This window comes from Phaeovulum vinaykumarii, from assembly GCF_900156695.1.
Lineage (GTDB): Bacteria > Pseudomonadota > Alphaproteobacteria > Rhodobacterales > Rhodobacteraceae > Bieblia_A > Bieblia_A vinaykumarii.
Window position 1 is genome coordinate 1 of record NZ_FTOM01000014.1, and the last position, 19903, is coordinate 19903.

The window sequence follows — 19903 nt, forward strand, 5'->3', positions numbered from 1 at the left end:
AGCTCACCGAGAACGAGGCTGGCGAGCTTTCCACGCAGGCCCATGAGCGGCGGAACGGTTCGGGGGGATCAGGTCAGACTGCCTTTAGCCTGGTCATGCCGCCCCCTGCCCCACGCTGCCCGACGCCGGTTCGGCGGCAGAGCCATTTCAAGGGCCGCTCGGAAGGCCGTATCTGGCGGCCGACGACGCGCAAGGACGTGCAGGCGATCCTGAAGGCGGCCGAAATCTACAACGAGGCCGGATTGCGCCAGAAGGGTGAGCGCAGCGGCCCGTTGGGATCGGTGGCGCTGGACGTGCTGCGGCTGTTCGTCAATCTCATCGACTACCGCACCGGCCGCCTTGAGCCTGCAATCAGCACGATCATGGATCGGCTGGGCCGGTCGCGGGATACCATCGTGCGGGCGTTGAAGAACCTGCGAACGCATGGGTTCATCGACTGGCTGCGGCGCTACGAGCCGACCGGCAACGAGGGGCGCGGCCCACAGGTCCAGCAGGCAAGCAACGCCTACCGCCTGTCCCTGCCGGAGAAAGCCCGCCAGTTTCTTGGCCGCTTCGGCAAGGCTACCCCTCTGCCCGACGATCTCGCCGCAGAACAGGAAGCCCGTGCGGCCGATCTGGCCGCCTACCGGAAGTCCCTGCCTCTCGATGAGCTGGCGCTGTTCGAGGCTGGCGATAATTCCCTTGGCCGGGCGCTCGCCGCCCTTGGCAACGCTGTGAAGAAACGTGAGTCCGATAAGCAGACAGAATCCCTATCTCATCTCTATCTAAAAGGTGGAACATAAGCGGTCGCCGCTGTTCGGGCCGCTTACGCGACCCTGCGGCGATTCCGGCCCGCACATAGGCGGGCCGGAAAGCGGCATCCACATCACCTAAATCCCACCCGCAACACCTGCGGTCAGCCTTTTATTGCTTAGAATAAGCAAAGCGGCAGGGCTGGCGCTCGGCATGAAATCATGTTTACATGCTTATCAGGAAGCATGTCGGCTTCTACACATGAAGGGCTGCAACCATGATTACAGTAGCGTTCTGCACGCAAAAAGGCGGAACCGGCAAGACGACAATAGCCACAGCACTGGCGGTTGCCGCGCATCTGGCCGGGAAGAAATCCGCTCTGCTCGACCTCGACCCCCAAACGAACGCCGTTAACTGGTTTGACCGGCGAGAGGGAGACGGCCCGGATGTTGCCTCGATCCAGCCCGGCGCTATCCGGCGTTCGCTGGACGCCTATCGCGGCCTTGGCATGGATTGGGTGTTCATCGACACGCCCGGAAAGATGGACAGCGCCTCGACCGAGGCCGCCAAGTATGCCGACATGGTATTGATCCCGACCCAAGCGCAGATATTCGCGATTGACACCCTAGAGCCGCTAAAGCGGCTGCTCGACATGGCGGGAAACCCGCCGGCCTTCGTGGTGTTGAATCTCGTGCATCCGAACGCCGGGGGCCGGGCGGCCGACGACGCCGCCGCGATTACCGAGCGGTTTAACGTGCCGGTCGCGCCCATCCACCTGTCGCGGCTGAAAGCCTACGAGGATGCGCCGGCCTTGGGGCAGACGCCGCAAGAACTGGAACCGCAAGGACGTGCAGCCCAGGAAGTCGCCGGCCTATTCAGCTTCCTTTCGAATCAGGCAAGCATGTTTACAGGTAAACATGAAAGGATGAAATCATGAGCCGCAAGCCTTCTCTCTTGGCGGCCGCCATCAAGACGGCCGAGCAACCGGCGACAGCGCCAGCAGCGCCTGCCCTTTTCGAGACGCCGGATGAGCCGAAGCGAGCCACCCGCAGCGCACGGTCGGCCGGAGCCTACGTTCCGCCGTCGCGGGCGAACAAGAGCGCCAAAACGCATCACCTGCCGCCGGTCTATTGGGAAACGCTGGAAGAACTCAGCTTCCGAACGCGCGACGACAGGGGCAAGCGGGTTACGCAGGAACGGCTTGTGGCCGAGGCGCTGAACCTGCTTTTCGCCAAATACAATTTCCCGGTCGTTCGAGAGAGCGGGGAATGAAGGGTAAGCATACTTTCATGTAAGCATGGAGACATGCTTACTCTTGCTGTTTGCGCCGTTCCCTGATCTGTCCATATGTGATAGTGTTAAATCCTACTCTGCACGATCCATGACAGGATGTTCCCATGCGCAGCACACAGCAGTTCAGCGTCACGTTGCCCAACGAAATGGCGCAGATGATCAAGACCAAGGTTTCTTCGGGTGAGTATGCCAGCGAGAGCGAGGTTATACGCGATGGGTTGCGTGCCTTGCAGGCGCGCGACAAGGCCCTTGAGAGTTGGCTTCGCACGGAGGTTGCGACGGCCTATGACGAGATGAAGGCTGATCCTTCGCAGGGCCGGACGCCCGAACAGGTATTGGCATCGTTGCAAGCCGAAACCGAACGCCAGTTGAAGGCCCGGTAAGGCATGTCTCATCGCGTGATCTTCTCGCCCAGGGCGGAGGCGCAGCTCGTAAAGCTGCACAGAGACATTGGCGACAGATCGGCACCACAAATCGGTGAGCGATACACAACGGCTATATTCCAGTATTGCCTTGCTTTCTCGACCTTCCCGCACCGTGGAACGCGGCGTGACGACATTCGGCCTGGTCTGAGGACGGTCGGATACCGCCGCCGCGTGACAATCGCGTTCGAGGTGACCGACGATGCCGTGATTATTCTTGGTGTCTATTATGGTGGTCAGGATTATGAGGCGGATTTGCGCGATGAAGAAGCGTCAGAACACTAGGGCGGCCCTGATATAGGACTCTTGTGCAAACATGCTTTCTTGAAAGCATGTTTGCTTTTTCCCGACCGCTTCATGGCGCTATGCGAGCGGAACGACCGGGGGCTTGCGCTGTTCTTCGTGGCGTCAGCCGCGCGCGGCCCGGAGGCGAACGCGCTTTCCCATAGCGCCGTAGAGAGCCGTAGGGCCGCCACTGACACAGCCCCGGTGCTTCCAGCGCCGGGACCATTCTGCCGTTACCGCGCTTGGCATGGCGATGGGTTGCGCCCTTTGCCGTCAAGCACCACGGCGCTACAGTCGCGGCACAGGGCTGATGCGATGAATGTTGTAGGGATATTGCCGTGCGTGTCATGAAACCGATCAGCAGCCATGCCGAGAAGCTGAGCAAGGTTCTGTCCGACCCCTCGTTGTCGGATCGCAGGCGGTATGAGGGGGTTCTGGTCGAGATCATGAACCTGGTCCCGCTTTCTGTCCTTCTCATCCGCGAGCATGGTCAGGCCGTTGGCGCATCGGCTTTCGCGTGGCGTGTTGCGGCACTGGCTGGCGAGGCGGATGTTGCGTTGGATCAGTTCGAGCAGGTTTTCGAGGATGTTGGTGGCGAGGACAAGGAATTGGACCGGAACGAACTTCAGTCCCTGTCGTCATCCCTGACCCGGTTCCAGATGACCGAACAGCAAAGCCATCGCCTCAATGTGCTGCTGGACAGGTTTGCGACCACCTACGGAGAGCCGGTCTAGCGATTTGGCATCGGGCCTGTTTCCCGACCGGGAGACCCGAGAAGTCCGCCGCTTCGCCGGGCGTTTGGCCGCGCTGCCCGACGATCAGCTTGCCGAAATGCGGCCTGTGGCGCTCTATCGGCCGATCAAGCACCAGATACCGCCCGCCTCGATGCCGATGTGTTGGCCTGGCTCAAGGCCGGGGGGCAGGGCTACCAGGCCGGAGCCGCCCCCTGTGCGGGTCAGAGGGGCCACTTCCTTGTCGGTGGCGAAGCGGGCCGAGCCGTGGGTGTCGCCGTCCATGTCGCCAAAATTCGCGATCAGGGGGGCGGTGATGGAACGGACGACCATCCACAGCACCAGCAGCGACAGGAGGAAGTAGAACAGCGAATGCGGCAGGCTGCCGAGCGGGAAGCCGAGCCACGACAGGATGACCTCGCCCGCGAAGCCGAGTCCGAGCAGCATGAGCAAGATCAGGATCAGCAGGCCGGCGACAGGTTGCCAGAGGCGAAAGGGGGCGGTGATGATGGCGATGATGGCCCCGAGCGGATCACGGGCGGCGGCGCGCAGCATGTTCCTGAAGGCTCGCCATGCCAGCGCGGCCTGGTTCATTGGAGCTTGCCCTTTCTCTGGGTCAGATCGTCGGGGATCTGATCGAGCATCTGGCGGGTGATCTCATTGGCCTGGTCCTCGCGTGCCGCGTGATCGGCCGCCCAGATGGCAAAGCGTTCCGCCTCATCGTCCAGACCGTCGAGGCTCATGCCGGTTGCGATTCTTGAGAGAACCACGAGGCGGCCGCGCGCTTCGCCGTCCTCGATGGTCGCGCCAAGCGGGATCATCCGTTCGACCAGTCGGGCGAGGGGCACCAGCGCGGGCAGGGTGCGGGTTTCGAGGTGGCCTCGCAATCCGAGGGGCAGGGCGGCGATGGCGTCTGCGGAGACGCATTTGTTGGCATCGACCGGCAGGGCGAGAACGCGCCTCATGCGATCCGCCCCGAGCAGGAACGCCGCCTTGACGCCTTCGCGGTTATCGCCCGGCGGCCCGGCCCTGTCGCTGAAGGTGAAGGCGATCCGGTGCCCGGCGAGCAGGGTGTCTATGTAATCGTCGCTGACAAAGCCGAGACCTTCGGGGCCGATCTCGCCGGGCTTTCTGTCGAGCCAGACGAAATGCCTGGTGTCGTGACGGGAGCCGAATGTGGCGTCTATCTCATCTTCGGTGACGAAGGCATGGCACCCTTCCTCGCCGGTGAAGATGCAGGTTCCGGGCTTGCCGGCGAGGAAGTCGCGATAGAGCTGGATGGCGTCAGGCATCGGATACCCCCTTGTCGGCTGTGGCCGGATCGGCGGGCGCGGCGCTGGCGGGCGCGGCCGGGGCAGGCTGGATCAGCTCTGCAAAGAGGGCCTTGTCGGTGTCGCGGGTGAGGAAGTCGGGCAGCTCGCGTTTCAGCCAGTCGCGCAGGCGTCGGGCAAATTCCTCATCCTTGCCGTTTTCGAGGCGATGGAGGACGAGCGCTCCGAGCAGCACCTTGCGGCGGGTGTCGTTGGCGCGCTCCTGTTTGCCGAGGCGGGAGCGGAGGGCGGCGCGCTGCGCATCGAGTTCCGCCAGCTTCTGTTCAATGGTCTTTCTTGCCATGGTCCTGTCCTTCCGCTTGGGTGGCCGCGTGCATGGCCTTCATGTGCCGGATTGCCTCATCCGGGGCAATGTCGCCCGCCTGCCTCGCAGCGGCAAGAGCGGCGCGGGCTTTCCCGTTTGGCGACCAGTGTGGATCGTCCGGCGTGGCGGTGTGCTTCGGGAAGGCAATGGCGGTGATCTGCGGATCGGCCGAGAAGATCGCGGCAATCCTGCGGTCCACTTCGGCTAGATAGTCGCCGCTGTAGTCGCGCGTGACATTCAGAACCCCGCCGCCGGCAGTGTGCAAGGTCAGATGACCGACACCGAGCATGAGATCGAGAATCCGCCCGAGAGCTTCCCGTGTCTCGCCACTCACCGGATCGGCAGCGTTTCCCGTCAGCATGATCTTCCATGGCTGCTTCCGTGTCGTCAGGCGGTTCAGGAGAGTATCCACGCCGGTCTTTTCTCCGTCATTCGCCATGCGCCTGTCCCTTCGCCTTTGTTGTGATCCTTCCCCTTATAGTGAACTGACGTGCCGGTTTCATCTGAAACCGCCTGCATCCTTGATCTGATCGGCCATTTACAGCACAATCCGAGTTCAGTATCCCTGCATGATGAGTGCCGTGAGCGCCACACCTGAGGACCGAATGAGCGCAGCAAAGAAGATTTAAGGGCGCACTTACGAGTTGCTATGCAACTCAGCGCGCCGCCAGCGGGGGTGCTGGCGGGATCAGTGAAACGGTGTCGGAGCAACGTGCGTTGGCGATCTACCATTTCAGCATGAAGCCGGTTTCGCGGGCGAGTGGTCGCAGCGCCGTCGCCTCGATGGCCTATCGTGCCGGGGAACGCCTGACCAACGAACGCGACGGGATCACGCATGACTTCACCGCCAAGCAGGGCGTGGAACATGCGGAGATCGTTTTGCCCGAGAGCGTTAGCGCCGATTGGGCGCGGGATCGGTCGGACCTGTGGAACGCCGCCGAATTTGCCGAGAAGCGCAAGGACGCCCGTGTTGCCCGCGAGTTCGAGGTTGCCCTGCCGCATGAGCTGACGGCCGAACAGCGGCTTGAGGCCACGCGGGAGTTGGCGCGAGAGCTGGCGAACCGCTATGGCGCGGCGGTGGATTTCGCGATCCATTCTCCGCATGACGCCAGCGACGTGCGCAATCATCATGCCCATGTGATGATGACGACGCGGCAGGTGACGGCGGAGGGGCTTGGCGACAAGACCTATATCGAGCGCGAGAACAAATGGCTGCTGGCGAACGGCTTGCCGACGACCGACATGCAGCTTCGCGATCTGCGCCAGACATGGGAGGGCATCGCCAACGAGCATCTGGCGCGGGCGGGGCATGATCTGCGGATCGACCACCGTTCCCATATGGAGCGCGGGCTTGAGATTGTGCCGACCGAGCATATGGGGGTCCATGCCACGCAGATGGAGCGGCGCGGGTTCGATGTGGCGCGTACGCGGCTCGATGAGGATGCGGCACGGCGCAATGCCGATCTGATCCGGGAGAAGCCGGAGCAGGTTCTGTCCCTCATCACGGCCGAGAAAAGCGTGTTCGACCGGCATGATGTGGCGCGCGCCCTGCATCGCTACATCAACGACGACGCGCAGGAGTTCCAGAGCGTCTTTGCCAAGGTCATGGCTTCGCCGGCGCTGGCCGAGCTTCAGCCCGAGCGCACGGACCCGGAGACGGGCGAGGTCACGCTTGCCCGCTATTCGACCCGCGAAATGGTCGAGATCGAATCCGGCATGATGGCGAGCGCGCAGCGGTTGAGCGCGGCCCGGGATCATGGCGTGGATCGCCGGCATGTGGACCGGGCCATCGGGGCGCAGGATGCCGCGATCCAGCGTGCCTCTGGTGATGCGTCGGCCCGGCTGTCGGATGAGCAGCGCCGGGCCATCGGGCATATCACCGGGCCGGAGCGGATTTCTGCGGTGGTGGGGTTCGCCGGCGCTGGCAAGTCCACGATGCTGGCGGCGGCGCGGGAGGCATGGGAGGCCGAGGGCTACCGGGTTCACGGCGCGGCCTTGTCGGGGAAGGCGGCCGAGGGGTTGGAGGAATCGTCCGGCATCCAGAGCCGGACGCTGGCGTCCTGGTCCCGCGGTTGGGAGAACGAGCGGGGCCAGCTTGGCCGCTGCGACGTGTTCGTGATCGACGAGGCGGGCATGATCGGGTCGCGCCAGCTCGCCCGGTTCGTGGGCGAGGCTGAGGCACGCGGCGCGAAGATCGTGCTTGTGGGCGATCACGAGCAGCTACAGGCCATCGGGGCGGGCGCACCGTTCCGGGCGATCACGGAAGAAATCGGCCATGCCGAGCTGTCCGAGATTCGCCGGCAGCGGGTGGACTGGCAGCGGCAGGCTTCCGTTGACTTCGCCACGCATCGCACAGCCGAGGGGCTGGCGGCCTATCGGGACCGGGGCGATATTCGGTTCAGCGCCGACCGCGACGGCGCGCGCGGTGAGATCGTGCGCGACTACCTTGCCGACCGCGATGCGCGGCCAGACGGCAGCCGGGTTGCGATGGCGCATCGCCGGGCCGATGTGCGGGCGATCAACGACGCGATCCGGGCCGAGCTACAGGATAGGGGCGAGCTGGCGCGGGCCAGCCTGTCCGGCGAGGTCGAGGACGGTTCCAGCGGCGCGCGGGTGTTCCAGACCAATGACGGGCAGCGGGAGTTCGCGCCGGGCGACCGGATCGTGTTCCTTGAGAACAACCGCGACCTTGGGGTGAAGAACGGGATGCTTGGCACGGTCGAGCGGGTCGAGGAAGGCCGGATCATTGCCGCGCTGGACGGCAGCGGCGCGCGCAGCGTTGCCGTTCCGATGGGCGATTATCAGGCCATCGACCACGGCTATGCGACGACGATTCACAAGAACCAAGGCGCGACGGTGGACCGGGCATTTGTGATGGCCTCGGGCACGATGGACCGGCATCTGACCTATGTTGCCATGACCCGGCACCGGGACGGCGCGCAGCTCTACGCAGCGCAGGATGATTTTACCAACCGCCACGCGGGCCGCCTGGTCGAGCATGGGGCCGCGCCCTTCGAGCATAAGGAGGGCAACCGGCCGAGCTACTTCGTCACCCTGGAAAACGACAAGGGCGAGCGGCGCACCACATGGGGCGTGGACCTGGAACGCGCCATGACCGAGGCCAAGCCGGAGATCGGGGAGAAGATCGGCCTTCAGCATATCGGCGCTACGCCCGTCACCCTGCCCGATGGCACCGAGACGCAGCGCAATGCCTGGAAGGTGCGGGACGCCGGCGAGCTGGCCTATGAGCAGCTTGAGCGCCGGTTGTCGCGGTCTGGCGCGAAGGAAACCACGCTCGACTATACCCGCGATTTTGCCGAACGGCGCGGGATCGCGGAAAGCCTTGGCATCCGCAGCGAGATCGAGGTTCCGCGCGAGGCGCTTTCCCGTGACGGTGCAGAGCAGCGCCCGGAGAGGGAGGCCCCGGCCGAGCTGGCGCGGATCGAGGACAGCCCGGTGAGATTCACGGCCGAGATCCACAAAGATCTTGCACAGGATCTGTTCGCGTATTCCGGCCTCGACCATGGCGAGGATCAGGGTGCAGGCCGGGCCGAGCGCGAGACCGAGAAACCCGCGCCGCGTCGGCGCAGCATGTTCGACGGCCTCAAACTCAATGCCGCTTCCCGCGCGCCTGCGGAGCCGGGGCAGCCGGAAAGGGAAGGGGGGCGGAAGGTGTTGGCGCCAGCGCCCGACCGGCTGGCCGCGCGCCTGCGGGCGCCGACGCCGCTTGAGGCCGCCGTTGACCGCTATGCGCGGGTGTTTCAGTCGGTGGAGCGGCACATGCGCGAGAGCCTGCCAGTTCTCGACATGCAGAAACAAGAATTGCGGGCAGCCGCGCAGCAGCTCGATCAGGTCAGGGGCGGCATGAAAGACCTGATGCTTTCGACCCTGCAGCACGATCCGCAGACGGCTCAGGCCATGACCGATCTATCCGGCCGCGAGCGTGTTGCCCGTGTCATCGAAGGCATGACCCGCGAGAACGCGGCGCTGGCTGATCCCCAGGTCAGGGCAGAGCGGTTCGTTACCCGCTGGCAGGAGCTGCAACAGCAGCACGGGGAACTTTACGGCCGGTATAACGAAGAGGCGCGCGGAAAGGTCGAGGCGCAGCTGAACGACATGGCCGACAGCCTCGCGGATGACCCTCAGGTGGACGATCTTCTCTATGCGCGACGGCAGGAGCTTGGACTCCGGCAGGAGCCGCAGCGCGAGAAGACGGTTGCCCGCGAGCTGCAAGACGACATGGAGCGCGGCCACCAGATCAGCCGGGGGCATGGTCTAGGCCTGTAAGGTGAGGAGTTTGTGGTGATGGTACGGATGAAGGTCAGGGGCGGCAGTCTCGAAGAGGTCGAGCCGGAAGAACCGGGGCAATGGGACGAGGGCGAGGCAGGATCGGAGGCAGATTCTGGCGATCCGGCCGAGGCGTTTGACGCGCTGCGGCGCAGGATCGAGGAACAAGGCGCGCAGATCGGCGCGGAAATGGCGATCATCCGCCAAGGTGTCGAGCGGGCCTTTGAAGAATTTGACCGCACCACCGCGCCGGAGGACTACAAGCCGCAGCTCGCCCAGATCGTGAAACAGCTTGGCATCCTCGCGCACGATCTGGACGGCATCAAAAAGTTGCCGGTTCTCCGGCACGGGCCGGACTACTACGCCAAGGAAATGAACCTAGCTGGCAGTTCGCTGATGCGCGAGGCCGCCCAGAAGATCGAAGGCTATTCCGCTGATCTGCGCCAGACCACTCGCACGCTTTCCGACCTCATTGACGGCGCGCGGGCGCGGGACCGGCAGAACCTCTGGCTTGGCATTGTCGCCATTGCCGGCTTCCTCGCCGGTGCGTTCCTCGCCCTCGCCCTGTTGTAGCCCGGCCGGCTGCGCGGGGACATTGTGCCTCGATCCACTCTGATTGCCCGGATCGCTGGCAGCACATTGTCTGGGCCGAGTGACCTCCTATTGCTTTCGTGTTTTGTAATCATAACGGTAGCCGTAGCCGTAGCCGTAGCGGCCGCGTGCCTTTTTCGGGTCAAACCCGTTGAGGATCGCCCCGGAAAGGTTCAGGTTGGCTGCCGAAAATGTCTTGATGCTTGCCTCTATCTCACCCAGATGGGTGACGTCATGGCGTGCCACAAAGACCGTCGTGCCAGTGTTGCGCGCCACGATGACGGGATCGGTCACTGCCAGCGCCGGCGGAGTGTCGAAGATGGTTAGGTCAAAATTTTCTGCACACCATGCCACGAGACGAGAAAATTCGGCCCGCATGAGCAGCTCAGACGGGTTGGGCGGATATCTCCCGCTCGGCAGGAAGGACAGTCCATCGACAGCCCCCCGGACCATGGCATCCTCGATAGCGACATTGCCGGAGATGACCTCTGCCAGGCCGGGCTGGTTGCGCGGCATCTCGAAATGCCGCCGCAACTGGCCCTGTCGCATATCTGCATCGACAAGACAAACGCGCTGCCCGGCCTGGGCCGATACGACGGCAAGATTCAGGGCGACAAAGCTTTTCCCGGCCTCTGGATGGGCGGAGGTGATGCACAGGGTCGGCGTCTTTGCATCCAGCATGCCGAAATGCAGGCTTGTGCGCAGAGATCGCAGCGCCTCGACTGTCAGATCTGCCGTTTCTTCGACCGCGAGGATCGGCAGTTTTCCCTGCCGCCTGGTACCCGTATCTGCCATCTTGTTGTAATTGATCGTCGCGAAGACGGGCAGGCCGAGTTTTTCCAGTTCGGAACTGTCCTGAATTCCCTTTCTGAGCCAGTTCCGGAGCAGAACGAGTCCGGCGCCGATCATCCCGCCCAACATCAGGGACAACGCCAGGATCATGGCCTTGCGCGGGGCAATGGCGTTGGGCTGGCTGGTGGCGTTGTCGATGATTCTGACATTGCCGATGGTGCTGGCACGCAGGACCTCAACTTCCTGAGAACGTGTGAGAAGCTCGGTGTAGATCCGTTGCGCCAGCTCCACGGCACGGCTCAGATCCAAGACCTGACGCTGGGTTTCGGGCAGGGCTCCAACTTGTCCACGCAATTCGGCGAGCCGCGTCTCGAGCCGCGTCCTCTCATCGAGCAGGGCGCGATAGGTCGGGTGCGCGGGGTTGTATCGTTGTCGCAATTCGTCTTCATTGCGTTGGAGGCTGGCCAGTTCACCCTCGATCCGGGTGATTTGCTCCAGAATGGTCTGTGTCTCCAGGCTAAGATCGACCGTGCCCTGGGTCTGGCGGAAATCGTTCAGAGCTGCCTCGGCTTCACGCAAGGCGCGTTCGGCGATTGGCAGCTGTTCGCGGATGAAAACAAGACTGCTTTCGGCCTCGGCGGCGCTGCGGGAAACGTTCTGACGGGTATAGGCCTGAATGATCGCGTTCAGCGCCCGTGCCGCTTGTGGTCGACTTGCATCGTTGAGACGGACTTCCAGAATACCCGAGCCGCGCCCCCGCTCTGAAACGGTCAGGCTCTCTCTGAGAGAATTCACTGCCCTTATGTCATCAAGCTGTTGGATGGCGAAAACCCGGCCAGTGGCAGCTTCAACGGCTCCGATGGTTATCGAGAAACCCACGTCTTCCATAGTAAGCTGCTCGCCTACATGGCCGGAGACAGAACGTCCGTCCGGAAGCGCGAGACGAAAGTTTTCTGCATCCAGGATCGTGATCTCGATTTCGGTGTTGAGCCAGATCGGAGGGACGACGAGCTGCTCCAGCGTGATGATTTCGTCTGGTCGAATATATTGGGCCGGAAGCAGTCCCTCGACGAACGGCAGACTATAGCGCGACAGAAGGGTGCCGATGATCGGCACCTTCCTGGGTTCGATACGCCAGTCAAGATTCTGGTCTGCGACGGCCTGACCCAGCACCATACGTGATCGCAGGATCTCGATCTCTGTCACACTGCGCGGGTCATTTTCGAGCATATCTGAGAGGCCGCTGGGGAGAGCCAGAGACCCGGTCCTTTCCTCGAGTTGCAAAAGTGCGTCTGCCTGAAAGGTAGGATCTGTATTGGCGATGGTGAAAACACCTGCCGCGATCCCGATCGCCGTGGTCAGGGCAATCAGCCACTTCCCCTTCCATAGAGAGCTGAAGAGCTGGCCGAGATCGATTGCGTCACTATTGGCAACCGTCGCGTTGATCAGTCCTGTCCGATTGCGGCTCGTTGCATCCGTCATCCGGGGCGTATGGCTTACTTCTTGATTTTCCAATGCTCTACCCCTTGCCTGATGGCGCCAGCTTGGTGGCCCATGCGGTCCCAGCCTTGTCTATCAGAGAAAAAACTTCTTCGTGGAATTGCCGGGAGCGGCGGTAGGGATCCGCGATCCCCCGACCACCCAGCCAATGATCGAACAACATGACCTTGCCGGACAGATCCGGGGCGGTAGTAATGATATCGTGCCGGTGCCTTGGCTCCATAACCAGAACCAAGTCGTTTTCCAGTCCGATTGCGCGAGTGAACTGTTTGGCGACGTGCCCCTTCAGTTGGATACCGTGTTGCGATGCGACATCAGAGGCCGTCTCGTCGGCCGATGCGCCGACGATGGCTCCGAGACCTGCCGAAGACACTTTCATGTCTGATCCGAGTTCCGTCAGGCGTAACGCAAGCAATCGCTCACCGACGGGTGAACGACAGATATTTCCGACACAGACAACGACAATCGAACGGAACATTGGCGCTCTCAAGGGTCAGTCCGGTATGTCATTTGCTGTGTTGATTGCTTGAACCGATGGCAGCAGGCGAGAGATGGTGTCGTTCCAGCGCTGGATCGGCGAACGCATGACGTAGACCACATCCCCCGGTTCCAGAACGAAGCGCGTGCCTAGCAACAGGCCGCTGGGGTTCGAGGTGTCGAGCTGAAACACCAGCGTCCGCGCACCATCGGCGCGGAACACCAGAACACCGCGGGCATCTGCGCGCGTCTGCTGCAAACCGCCACGGCGCGTGATGGCTTGGGTCAGGGTGATTTGCTCACGCGAGAGGTCAACGACATCAGGTCGGGACACTTCGCCAAGCAGATAGGCTTCCTCGGCACGGCGACGTGGAATGCTGACCACGTCGCCGTTGCGCAGGACAGGATTGTTCTGTCTCAGCCCGCCCGACAGGAAGCCTTGCACATCGACCTGATAGATGCGGCCTGCGCGCTGGACGCTTACATTGCGGGGCTCTGCATCGTCTGTAAACCCGCCCGCGGCATTGACTGCCTCGATCAGGCTCAGCGGCACGGCGGTCAGTGGCTGACGATTCGGGGTATTTACCTCGCCGGAGACAACGATGGCCTGTGCGTTATAGGCGGCGATACGGACTTCAACCTGTGGATCGGGGATGAAGGTGGCGAGCTGTTCCGAGATTTCACCGCGAATTTGGTCTGTCCGCCTCCCGGCGGCCTGAATCGTCCCGATGTAGGGATAGTTGATGGTGCCGTCACTTCCGACCTGAAATCCGCTTTCGGCTGCACTTCGCTGAGGGCCGGCCGGTAGCGTGAGGTCGGGGTGGTTGAAGACAATGACCGACAGGATATCGCCGGGGCCGACCAAGTAGGACCAGTCACGGCCCGTGGGGAGAGAGGAGGGCGCGTGCCCCCGTGCGGGGCTGGTAAAATTGGCGATATTGGTCGGGTCGAGTATGATCACCGAGACATCGTCGCCCAGACTGCGCTGTGCTTCGGCTGAGAGTGGAAACGAAACATGCCCGTCCGAGCAGGCTGCAAGCAGGAACAGACCGAGGACTATGCCGATGGCGTGGATCCGCGCAGCAAGTCGGGTCACCGCTTCCGGGGCACTGAAAGACAAGGAATGAAGCGTCGAAGCAATCGGCATGAGTCAAAAACCTCCGCTGTTTCCGAATCCGCCCCCAGAACAGCAGGCAATGATCAGCAACCTTTTAGCTGTCTATGGTGACCCTCTCCAGTGGGTATTCTGCATTACAGGTTCACATGCGGCTATTACCGGAGTTTGTGCGCAAGCCTGACCGTCAACGGATGGGCAAGTGAAAATGCCAGCATGAAAGCGCCCAAGGCGCACCAGGCGGCGGTCGGCTGGTCCCATAGCAGGGTGCCCGTGACAACAGGGGCTGTGATGAAGGGTAGCAGGACAAGTGTTGTTAGTGGATTGGAGCGCTGGCGGCCTTGATAGCCGAACCATATGATGTCCAGCATTCGACGGACTTTCTGATGTAGGTGCATCTTGTCTGGTTGCAGGATGGAGGCTCGCTCTGCCAGGCGCCGCAGGATTGTGTGTAACACATCGGCGAGCGGCCAGAAGATGACAAGCATCAACGCGGGTACGGCGACTGTATCTGTTTTCCAGGCTAGGAGGAACGGTATCCACACCAGAAGGTGGCCGAGGCCATAAGCGCCTGCATCACCTAGGAAGAGGCGTGCATATGGCCAGTTCAGCGGTAGGAACCCGATAGTTCCGGCAGCAAGCAGGAGAGCAAAGCCGGTGATTTCGGGTTGTGCGGCCTGCGCACTGATTGCAGCGCAGCCTAGGGCGGAGATTGTCACGACCGCGGATGCGAGCCCGTTCATCCCGTCAATCAGGTTGACCGCGTGACAAAATCCGGCAGAGAAGAGCACAGTCAGTATGATCGCAACAGCCGGGAGAGGCATAGCCGCATCAAGATAGGGAATGTCTGACCGTGGCGCCCATGCCCCGAGCAAGCTGACCGCAGCGATTGCCGAGACGATGGCAGCCAGAAACCGTCCACGTGGCGAGACCCGGTGGCCGATATCCTCGGCTAGCCCAGCTATGAACACGGGAAGAACTGATAGCAGCAGAAGCGGTGTTTGGTCGGTTTCCTGAAATACGGTTTGAATGATGGCCACAGCCAGAAGCGACAGCAGAACAGCTACGCCACCTACTCGAGCTGGCTCGCCGATATGCGAGGACTGTACGGCGAGGCCGTCCCCGCGCGGCTTTGTGACGGCGCGAACATAGGTGTGACTGTGGAGCAATAAGATACCAAAAATCGAGGAAAAAATAAATGAAAGCAAATACAAAATCATTTAACACTCCCTTGGGTGTGCCGGAAGAATGCTTTCTTCGTGTGAATGTTGTGAGTATAGTCTAGGGCTAAACACCGCAGGTGGCCGCATTGTTTCCTTTTTTCTGTTGCGGCAAGGGTGCCACTATACGGAAGGATTCTCAACATGGATTTCAACATGATCAGATTTTTTCCGTTTTTTTGGACTCGGCCTGAGGTCGGCTCTGACGTTGCCCCTATCACGATTCCATTTTGAGATAGGTGTTGATTTCCACCCAGAAGTGGCCCGGGGTTTTTCATCGAGAGTTGACCCACCTCTGATTATGGATTTCGCTTCAAGCTGGGGTGGTAACCCTGCTGGGCTGGACGGCGCTGCACGGGATCGGCTAAATGTGTGCCAGCATCTGGGCATGGCAGGTTGCAAATCCGCACAGTTACGCCGATTGATGATCGGGAACGGGCAAGGGGCCGGATGTGATCAGGGGCGAGACACGTCGGACGACCGGGCTGCGGGACTGGATGACGCCGCTGCTTCTGTCGCTGTACCTCGTGCCGCTGCCAGGGCTCGGAGCGCATGGGATCCCTTTTATCTTGGTGCTCTGGCTGCTGACAGATCCGCGCCTTTGCATTCGGGTGGTCGAGGTGCTGATCTATTTCGGCCTCGTCGCCATGGGTTTCCTGATGATCCTGATCCAGCCGGACAAGTTCAGCTTCCTGATCAGCCTCATGCTGGTGGTGTTGATCTCGCGCCTGCTGGAGATCCTCCCGCGCGACTGGTCGCTGATCCCGGCCCTCTGGCTGCATCTCGGTGCCGCGATGGTGTCGCTCATGACCTTGGTCGCGCTGGGATACGACCTAGCACCCATGACCCTCTACGGCGAGAGCCGCCACGCCATCCATCAAAACGCCTTCCTGACGTTCCGCATCTCGGGGCTCTATCTCGAACCCTCGACCATGGGCCTGCACATGCTGCTCATGTCGATCTGGGCCAACCATTCCCATCCGGACAAGCGCTGGGTGGCGATGCTCTATTCCGGCATGTCTCTGGTGACCTTTAGTTCGGTCACCATCCTCGCGGCCTTCAAGATCGCCCACGATCTGCTGCTCCGGTTGCGCTCGAAGGCCGGGATCCTGCTGATCCCGGTGGTGATCCTCGGTAGCGGGATGGTGCTGCAACCCTTCTACCTGTTCTTCACGGACAAGCTCGCGCTCTACAATGCTGACGGTCTCGAGAACGCCAAGAGGTTCGAGGCGCTGGTGTTCACGCTCGACATGATCGGATTGGGGGAGTTCAACCTGTTTCTCGGCCACAAGGTCGAGGTGATCCAGCGCTACGTCTTCTACGATCTCGGACCGGTGATCTCGACGCCGATGATTCTCGGGCTCGGCGGTGTGCTGTTGATCCTCGTCTTCCTCGCGCGGATGCGATGGAGCCTGCTCAACATCGCCATCGTCATGGCCACCAAGGCCACGATCAACAACCCGCTGCTGTGGGTTGCCACCTCGCGGCGGCGCAAGCTCCGCACGTCTGCCGCTTCGACTCCACCTGACGGAGCCTGATCTTGGTCCTCAAGAGAAACGCGCAGATCAGTTCCATTCTCCTGCGACTTATATCCGCCGTGCTGACCTTCCTGAACGGCATGGCCCTCGCCCGCATCCTCGGCCCCGAGACTTACGGCCAGTATGTACTGATCCTGTCATGGATCTCGTTGGCCTACTTCGCTGTCACCGCCGGCCTGCCGACGCTGCTTCTGCGCGAGATATCGCTGTCCAATCCCGCCCGTGACGACGCCGCAACCCGCGGCGTGGTGCTCTTCGCGCTGAGCGTCTTCGGCGGGCTGCTGCTGCTGTGTGGGCTGCTCTTTGCGCTAGTTCACAGGCTGCCCGGTGTGGAGATGGCGGTTGAGGAAATGTCATGGATCACGGGGGTAATCGTCGCCTTCTGGGGCCTGTCGATCCTCTTCGAGAACGCGACCCGCGGGCTGGGCCACACCTCGGCGGGGCAGATGGCCGAACTGGTGCTGCGGCCCGGACTCGGGCTGGTGCTGTTTCTTGGTGTAGCCTGGTTGCGCGGCACGGGACAGGTCACCGAGACGGACGCGGTTCTGGCGTTGCTGGCCACCACGCTGGCCACAGCGGGCTTCTCGGGGGTTGTGTTCTGGCACCATGTGCGGGAGGGCTGGCAGCGGGGCGCGGCGCAGGGCGCGCGGCGCCCGGGGGCCTGGCGCGACTGGATGCGGGGCGCGCTGCACAACTCCGTTACCAACATCCTGCTGGCCATGACGCTGCAGATTTCCTTCCTGATGGTCGGACGTCTGGCGGGCGACGCCGAGCTCGGCCTCTACCGCGTGGGCTACCAGCTGTCGATCGTCGCCGGGATCGGGCTGCTCGCGGCCAAGGCTGTCGTCGGTCCGCAGGTCGGCAGCAGCCTGCGCAACCCCGAGGGCGAGCCGGTGTCCCGGGTAATGCAACGGGCAATCGGCACCTGTCTGCTGTTCTCGCTGCCGCTGTGCGGGGTGCTGCTGCTCTGGCCTGCCCCGGTACTGGATTTGCTCTACGGTGCCCGCTACGCCGGGACCGATACAGTGCTGACGCTTCAAGTCTTGGCACTGGGGGTGATCGCGAACAGCGCTTTCGGTCCGATCGACGTGGCGTTGCAGGTGGGGCGGCACGACCGGATGATGATGCTAGCGGCGCTGGTGCGGATTGTTCTGCACCTCGGTCTCTTGGTGCCGCTGACCCGGTTCTTCGGAATTGCCGGCGCGGCAGCCGCCCATACACTGGCCTTGGTCGCCTGGTGCGTGATCATGCTGCTGGCGTGGAAGCGCAGGCGGCCCGGTGCCCCCGGCCGGGATAGCTCCGGGTCAACCTGATATCCAGCCTGAACTTAAGCGTATGTATCGACCCAGCGGAATCTGCTCAGGGTTCTGCGCGGTCTACGGCGGCGCGCATGCTGACGACGTCGCTGGTGACAAGGATATTCATGCGCATCTCCTGTCGAGGAGATCCGTGTCAGCCCTTGCGGGCCTCGCGGATGGTCTGATCCCAGAAGCCCATCCAGCGGTCGCGGAAGCGGTCGCGCACGGTGGTGCGCACCGTGTCGCGCAGCGCGGCGCGGTCTTCGGGCGGCAGGGTGTTGATCACCTCGATCTCGGCGGCGAGCCGGGTATAGTCGCCCTTCACCGTGACCAGTGGAATGCCGGGGATCTGTTTGACGAACTGCTGTGAAGGCAGGTCCGTCACCAGCGGGATCAGACCACCGTCCATCGCCTCGATCAGCGAGAGGGACAGCCCCTCGAGCCCGCTGAAGGATGTATAGAAGCGGCACTCCGAGGCGATCTCGGTGATCCGGTCATGCGCCACGGCACCATGGAAGCGGATGTTCGAGCCCTCGTGTTCGTATTTCGCGCGTAGTTCGGCCAGCAGTGCCCCGTCGCCTAGCATGTGCAGGGTGCCGGTCTTCATGTGGTCGTGCCAGAACTGCGCGAGGTCGAGCACATTCTTGGTATGGGCCATGCGCCCGAAGTAGATCGCGTCGGCGGAGGCGTCATGCGCTTCGATCCCTGCGGTAGAAAAATTCTCCAGCACCACCACGTGATCGGTGGGCGGATCGGGATAGATGTCGTCGGCCACCATGACCACGCGCTTTTGCAGAAAGGCATGCAGGAAGGTGATTGTCTGGGTGAGCTTCAGCCACTTTCCCGGGGCATGGATGACGGTGATATTGCGCCGGGTCGGGCGCAGGAAGCCGAAGAATGCGGCGCGCAGGTCGTGGAAGATGTAGATATTGGAGCCAAAGGCAATGTCGGCGGCCAGCTTCAGGCGCTCCTTCGCGGACAGCGACTGCAGCGCGCAGGTCTCGGTGCCCCAGATAGTGCGCATCGTCTCGACATAGACCTCCGCACCGCCGAAGGCGCGCGAGGACCACAGGACGTTAATAACCCTTGGCTGCGAGGTCTCGTTCGACGACATTGAGGTATGTGCCGCATTGTTCATGGTTGGTCTCCCGGATGGAGGACTGGAGGCGGAAAGTCTCGCCATCGACCTCGATGGTCAGCTGGCGATCCGTGGCGAAGGGATAGTCGAGCAGACCAGAGCGGTAGCCGATCACGGCGCCGGGATGCGAATACAGCGTCTCGCCAGTGACGAAGCGCGGCGAGAAATCGTATTTCCCCGGCTGACTGCGCGGGTGCGGCTTGACCATGATCGGACCGTCGTCGGTCTGCGTGGTGACGTCGAGGATCATCTCGAAGAGCTTACGCTCCTGCGCGCGCGAGATGCCCAGCGTCTGGGTGAAGGGTTCGTCCACCAGTTGCCAGGCCACCGGCGCGTCCGAAACGGGAATGTCCGCCATGGTGCCGAAGCGGGACGGATCGGGACGGGGACAGGGGGTGTCGGAAAACGTGCCTTCGCCCAGCGCCCCGGCCCATTCGTCGCGGTAGTCCGGCGTGAAATGATAGACATGGGTGGGCGGCGCGGCACGGCGCGGCACCAGCTTGCACAGGAGGGAGAACAGGCTCCAATATACAAGTTTGCGGAAGTTCGCGCGGAAATAGCCCGGCGGCAGCTCCCTGAAGCTGCGGCGGCGGTTGATGGCGTGCTGCAGGATCACCACCTGATCCGCGCGCGGGCCGAGGTGGCGCACCGCCGCCTTGTCCGGCGGGCGGGCGCCCAAGACCACCAGCGTGCCGGTGCCCTGTCGCATGAGGCGCCGGATTTCGCTCCAGCTTCTGGCTTCCTCGAAGAAGAGGACTCGGTCACCCGCAGCCTTCAGACTGCGGGCAAAACGCTGAGCGTCGACATGGTCCAGCGCGATGATGGTGCGTTCGGGGCGGGACATGACTGT

The 19903-nt window shown here is 62.5% G+C and carries 20 protein-coding genes; 11 read left to right on the top strand and 9 right to left on the bottom strand.

Going from position 1 to position 19903, the window contains the following annotated elements; translation table 11 throughout:
* The 7 genes from BW949_RS16950 to BW949_RS17775 form a co-directional block, all read left to right on the top strand.
* A partial coding sequence (locus BW949_RS16950; RefSeq protein ID WP_200805152.1) for a helix-turn-helix domain-containing protein occupies positions 1–782 on the top strand: 782 nt, incomplete at its 5' end.
* A 227-nt stretch (positions 783–1009) separates the two neighbouring features.
* Positions 1010–1669, top strand: a complete 660-nt coding sequence (locus tag BW949_RS15880; protein WP_076367846.1) for a nucleotide-binding protein — start codon at positions 1010–1012, stop codon at positions 1667–1669.
* A complete protein-coding gene (locus BW949_RS17230; protein WP_076367848.1) occupies positions 1666–2004 on the top strand; it encodes a chromosome partitioning protein ParB in 339 nt (112 codons plus the stop codon). The genes BW949_RS15880 and BW949_RS17230 overlap by 4 nt, the downstream gene beginning before the upstream one ends.
* Before the next feature lie 125 nt (positions 2005–2129).
* On the top strand, positions 2130–2408 hold the full coding sequence (locus tag BW949_RS15890; protein WP_076367850.1) for a type II toxin-antitoxin system ParD family antitoxin: 279 nt from the start codon (positions 2130–2132) through the stop codon (positions 2406–2408).
* Between the two features lie 15 nt (positions 2409–2423).
* Complete coding sequence (locus BW949_RS15895) at positions 2424–2732, top strand: type II toxin-antitoxin system RelE/ParE family toxin (RefSeq protein WP_235816341.1); 309 nt, start codon at positions 2424–2426, stop codon at positions 2730–2732.
* A gap of 347 nt (positions 2733–3079) precedes the next feature.
* The gene (locus BW949_RS15900; RefSeq protein WP_076367854.1) at positions 3080–3466 is read left to right on the top strand and encodes a hypothetical protein; all 387 of its coding nucleotides are present in this window, start codon (positions 3080–3082) and stop codon (positions 3464–3466) included.
* 9 nt (positions 3467–3475) lie between these two features.
* Positions 3476–4099, top strand: coding sequence for a BrnA antitoxin family protein (locus BW949_RS17775; protein WP_407947275.1), 624 nt, complete (start codon positions 3476–3478; stop codon positions 4097–4099).
* Here BW949_RS17775 and BW949_RS15910 read toward each other — a convergent pair.
* The 3 genes from BW949_RS15910 to BW949_RS15920 are packed head-to-tail and all read right to left on the bottom strand — an operon-like array spanning position 4054 to position 5537.
* Positions 4054–4755 carry a hypothetical protein gene (locus tag BW949_RS15910; RefSeq protein ID WP_076367858.1) on the bottom strand — a complete coding sequence of 234 codons (702 nt, stop codon included), beginning with the start codon at positions 4753–4755 and terminating at the stop codon, positions 4054–4056. The two genes, BW949_RS17775 and BW949_RS15910, sit on opposite strands and share 46 nt — an antisense overlap.
* Complete coding sequence (locus tag BW949_RS15915; protein WP_076367860.1) at positions 4748–5077, bottom strand: mobilization protein; 330 nt, start codon at positions 5075–5077, stop codon at positions 4748–4750. Before BW949_RS15915 ends, BW949_RS15910 begins: the two co-directional genes overlap by 8 nt.
* A complete protein-coding gene (locus BW949_RS15920) occupies positions 5058–5537 on the bottom strand; it encodes a hypothetical protein (RefSeq protein ID WP_076367862.1) in 480 nt (159 codons plus the stop codon). Before BW949_RS15920 ends, BW949_RS15915 begins: the two co-directional genes overlap by 20 nt.
* Before the next feature lie 278 nt (positions 5538–5815).
* On the opposite strand from BW949_RS15920, the gene traA reads away from it, so the two are divergent.
* Both traA and BW949_RS15930 read left to right on the top strand, forming a co-directional pair.
* Positions 5816–9385 (top strand): Ti-type conjugative transfer relaxase TraA, encoded by a 3570-nt coding sequence (gene traA / locus BW949_RS15925; protein ID WP_076367864.1) that lies wholly within the window; start codon positions 5816–5818, stop codon positions 9383–9385.
* A gap of 18 nt (positions 9386–9403) precedes the next feature.
* Positions 9404–9958, top strand: a complete 555-nt coding sequence (locus tag BW949_RS15930; RefSeq protein ID WP_076367866.1) for a DUF6118 family protein — start codon at positions 9404–9406, stop codon at positions 9956–9958.
* Positions 9959–10045: 87 nt separating this feature from the next.
* Here BW949_RS15930 and BW949_RS15935 read toward each other — a convergent pair whose 3' ends face one another.
* From BW949_RS15935 to BW949_RS15950, 4 genes are all read right to left on the bottom strand, one after another.
* Complete coding sequence (locus BW949_RS15935; RefSeq protein WP_076367868.1) at positions 10046–12250, bottom strand: polysaccharide biosynthesis tyrosine autokinase; 2205 nt, start codon at positions 12248–12250, stop codon at positions 10046–10048.
* Positions 12251–12287: 37 nt separating this feature from the next.
* Positions 12288–12746 (bottom strand): arsenate reductase/protein-tyrosine-phosphatase family protein, encoded by a 459-nt coding sequence (locus BW949_RS15940; protein ID WP_076367870.1) that lies wholly within the window; start codon positions 12744–12746, stop codon positions 12288–12290.
* 15 nt (positions 12747–12761) lie between these two features.
* Positions 12762–13892: a polysaccharide biosynthesis/export family protein gene (locus BW949_RS15945; RefSeq protein WP_083947806.1), complete on the bottom strand. Its 1131-nt coding sequence runs from the start codon at positions 13890–13892 to the stop codon at positions 12762–12764.
* Positions 13893–14017: 125 nt separating this feature from the next.
* Positions 14018–15079, bottom strand: a complete 1062-nt coding sequence (locus BW949_RS15950; protein ID WP_076367872.1) for an MraY family glycosyltransferase — start codon at positions 15077–15079, stop codon at positions 14018–14020.
* A 497-nt stretch (positions 15080–15576) separates the two neighbouring features.
* Between BW949_RS15950 and BW949_RS15955 the strand changes: the two genes are divergently transcribed.
* Both BW949_RS15955 and BW949_RS15960 read left to right on the top strand, forming a co-directional pair.
* A complete protein-coding gene (locus BW949_RS15955; RefSeq protein ID WP_076367874.1) occupies positions 15577–16617 on the top strand; it encodes a hypothetical protein in 1041 nt (346 codons plus the stop codon).
* Positions 16618–16619: 2 nt separating this feature from the next.
* Positions 16620–17930, top strand: a complete 1311-nt coding sequence (locus BW949_RS15960; protein ID WP_076367876.1) for a lipopolysaccharide biosynthesis protein — start codon at positions 16620–16622, stop codon at positions 17928–17930.
* Positions 17931–18069: 139 nt separating this feature from the next.
* Here the strand turns inward: BW949_RS15960 and BW949_RS15965 are convergent, their stop codons facing one another.
* Together BW949_RS15965 and BW949_RS15970 are read right to left on the bottom strand one after the other, a co-directional pair.
* A complete protein-coding gene (locus BW949_RS15965; protein ID WP_159440079.1) occupies positions 18070–19053 on the bottom strand; it encodes a glycosyltransferase in 984 nt (327 codons plus the stop codon).
* Positions 18992–19897 (bottom strand): polysialyltransferase family glycosyltransferase, encoded by a 906-nt coding sequence (locus BW949_RS15970; RefSeq protein WP_076367880.1) that lies wholly within the window; start codon positions 19895–19897, stop codon positions 18992–18994. Before BW949_RS15970 ends, BW949_RS15965 begins: the two co-directional genes overlap by 62 nt.
* Positions 19898–19903 lie beyond the last annotated feature (6 nt).

Coding starts and splice junctions, on each gene's coding strand:
- BW949_RS15880 (WP_076367846.1), top strand. CDS start 1,010: ATGATTACAGTAGCGTTCTGCACGCAAAAAGGCGGAACCGGCAAGACG.
- BW949_RS17230 (WP_076367848.1), top strand. CDS start 1,666: ATGAGCCGCAAGCCTTCTCTCTTGGCGGCCGCCATCAAGACGGCCGAG.
- BW949_RS15890 (WP_076367850.1), top strand. CDS start 2,130: ATGCGCAGCACACAGCAGTTCAGCGTCACGTTGCCCAACGAAATGGCG.
- BW949_RS15900 (WP_076367854.1), top strand. CDS start 3,080: ATGAAACCGATCAGCAGCCATGCCGAGAAGCTGAGCAAGGTTCTGTCC.
- BW949_RS15910 (WP_076367858.1), bottom strand. CDS start 4,755: ATGCCTGACGCCATCCAGCTCTATCGCGACTTCCTCGCCGGCAAGCCC.
- BW949_RS15915 (WP_076367860.1), bottom strand. CDS start 5,077: ATGGCAAGAAAGACCATTGAACAGAAGCTGGCGGAACTCGATGCGCAG.
- BW949_RS15920 (WP_076367862.1), bottom strand. CDS start 5,537: ATGGCGAATGACGGAGAAAAGACCGGCGTGGATACTCTCCTGAACCGC.
- BW949_RS15930 (WP_076367866.1), top strand. CDS start 9,404: ATGGTACGGATGAAGGTCAGGGGCGGCAGTCTCGAAGAGGTCGAGCCG.
- BW949_RS15935 (WP_076367868.1), bottom strand. CDS start 12,250: ATGACGGATGCAACGAGCCGCAATCGGACAGGACTGATCAACGCGACG.
- BW949_RS15940 (WP_076367870.1), bottom strand. CDS start 12,746: ATGTTCCGTTCGATTGTCGTTGTCTGTGTCGGAAATATCTGTCGTTCA.
- BW949_RS15945 (WP_083947806.1), bottom strand. CDS start 13,892: ATGCCGATTGCTTCGACGCTTCATTCCTTGTCTTTCAGTGCCCCGGAA.
- BW949_RS15950 (WP_076367872.1), bottom strand. CDS start 15,079: ATGATTTTGTATTTGCTTTCATTTATTTTTTCCTCGATTTTTGGTATC.
- BW949_RS15955 (WP_076367874.1), top strand. CDS start 15,577: ATGACGCCGCTGCTTCTGTCGCTGTACCTCGTGCCGCTGCCAGGGCTC.
- BW949_RS15965 (WP_159440079.1), bottom strand. CDS start 19,053: ATGAACAATGCGGCACATACCTCAATGTCGTCGAACGAGACCTCGCAG.
- BW949_RS15970 (WP_076367880.1), bottom strand. CDS start 19,897: ATGTCCCGCCCCGAACGCACCATCATCGCGCTGGACCATGTCGACGCT.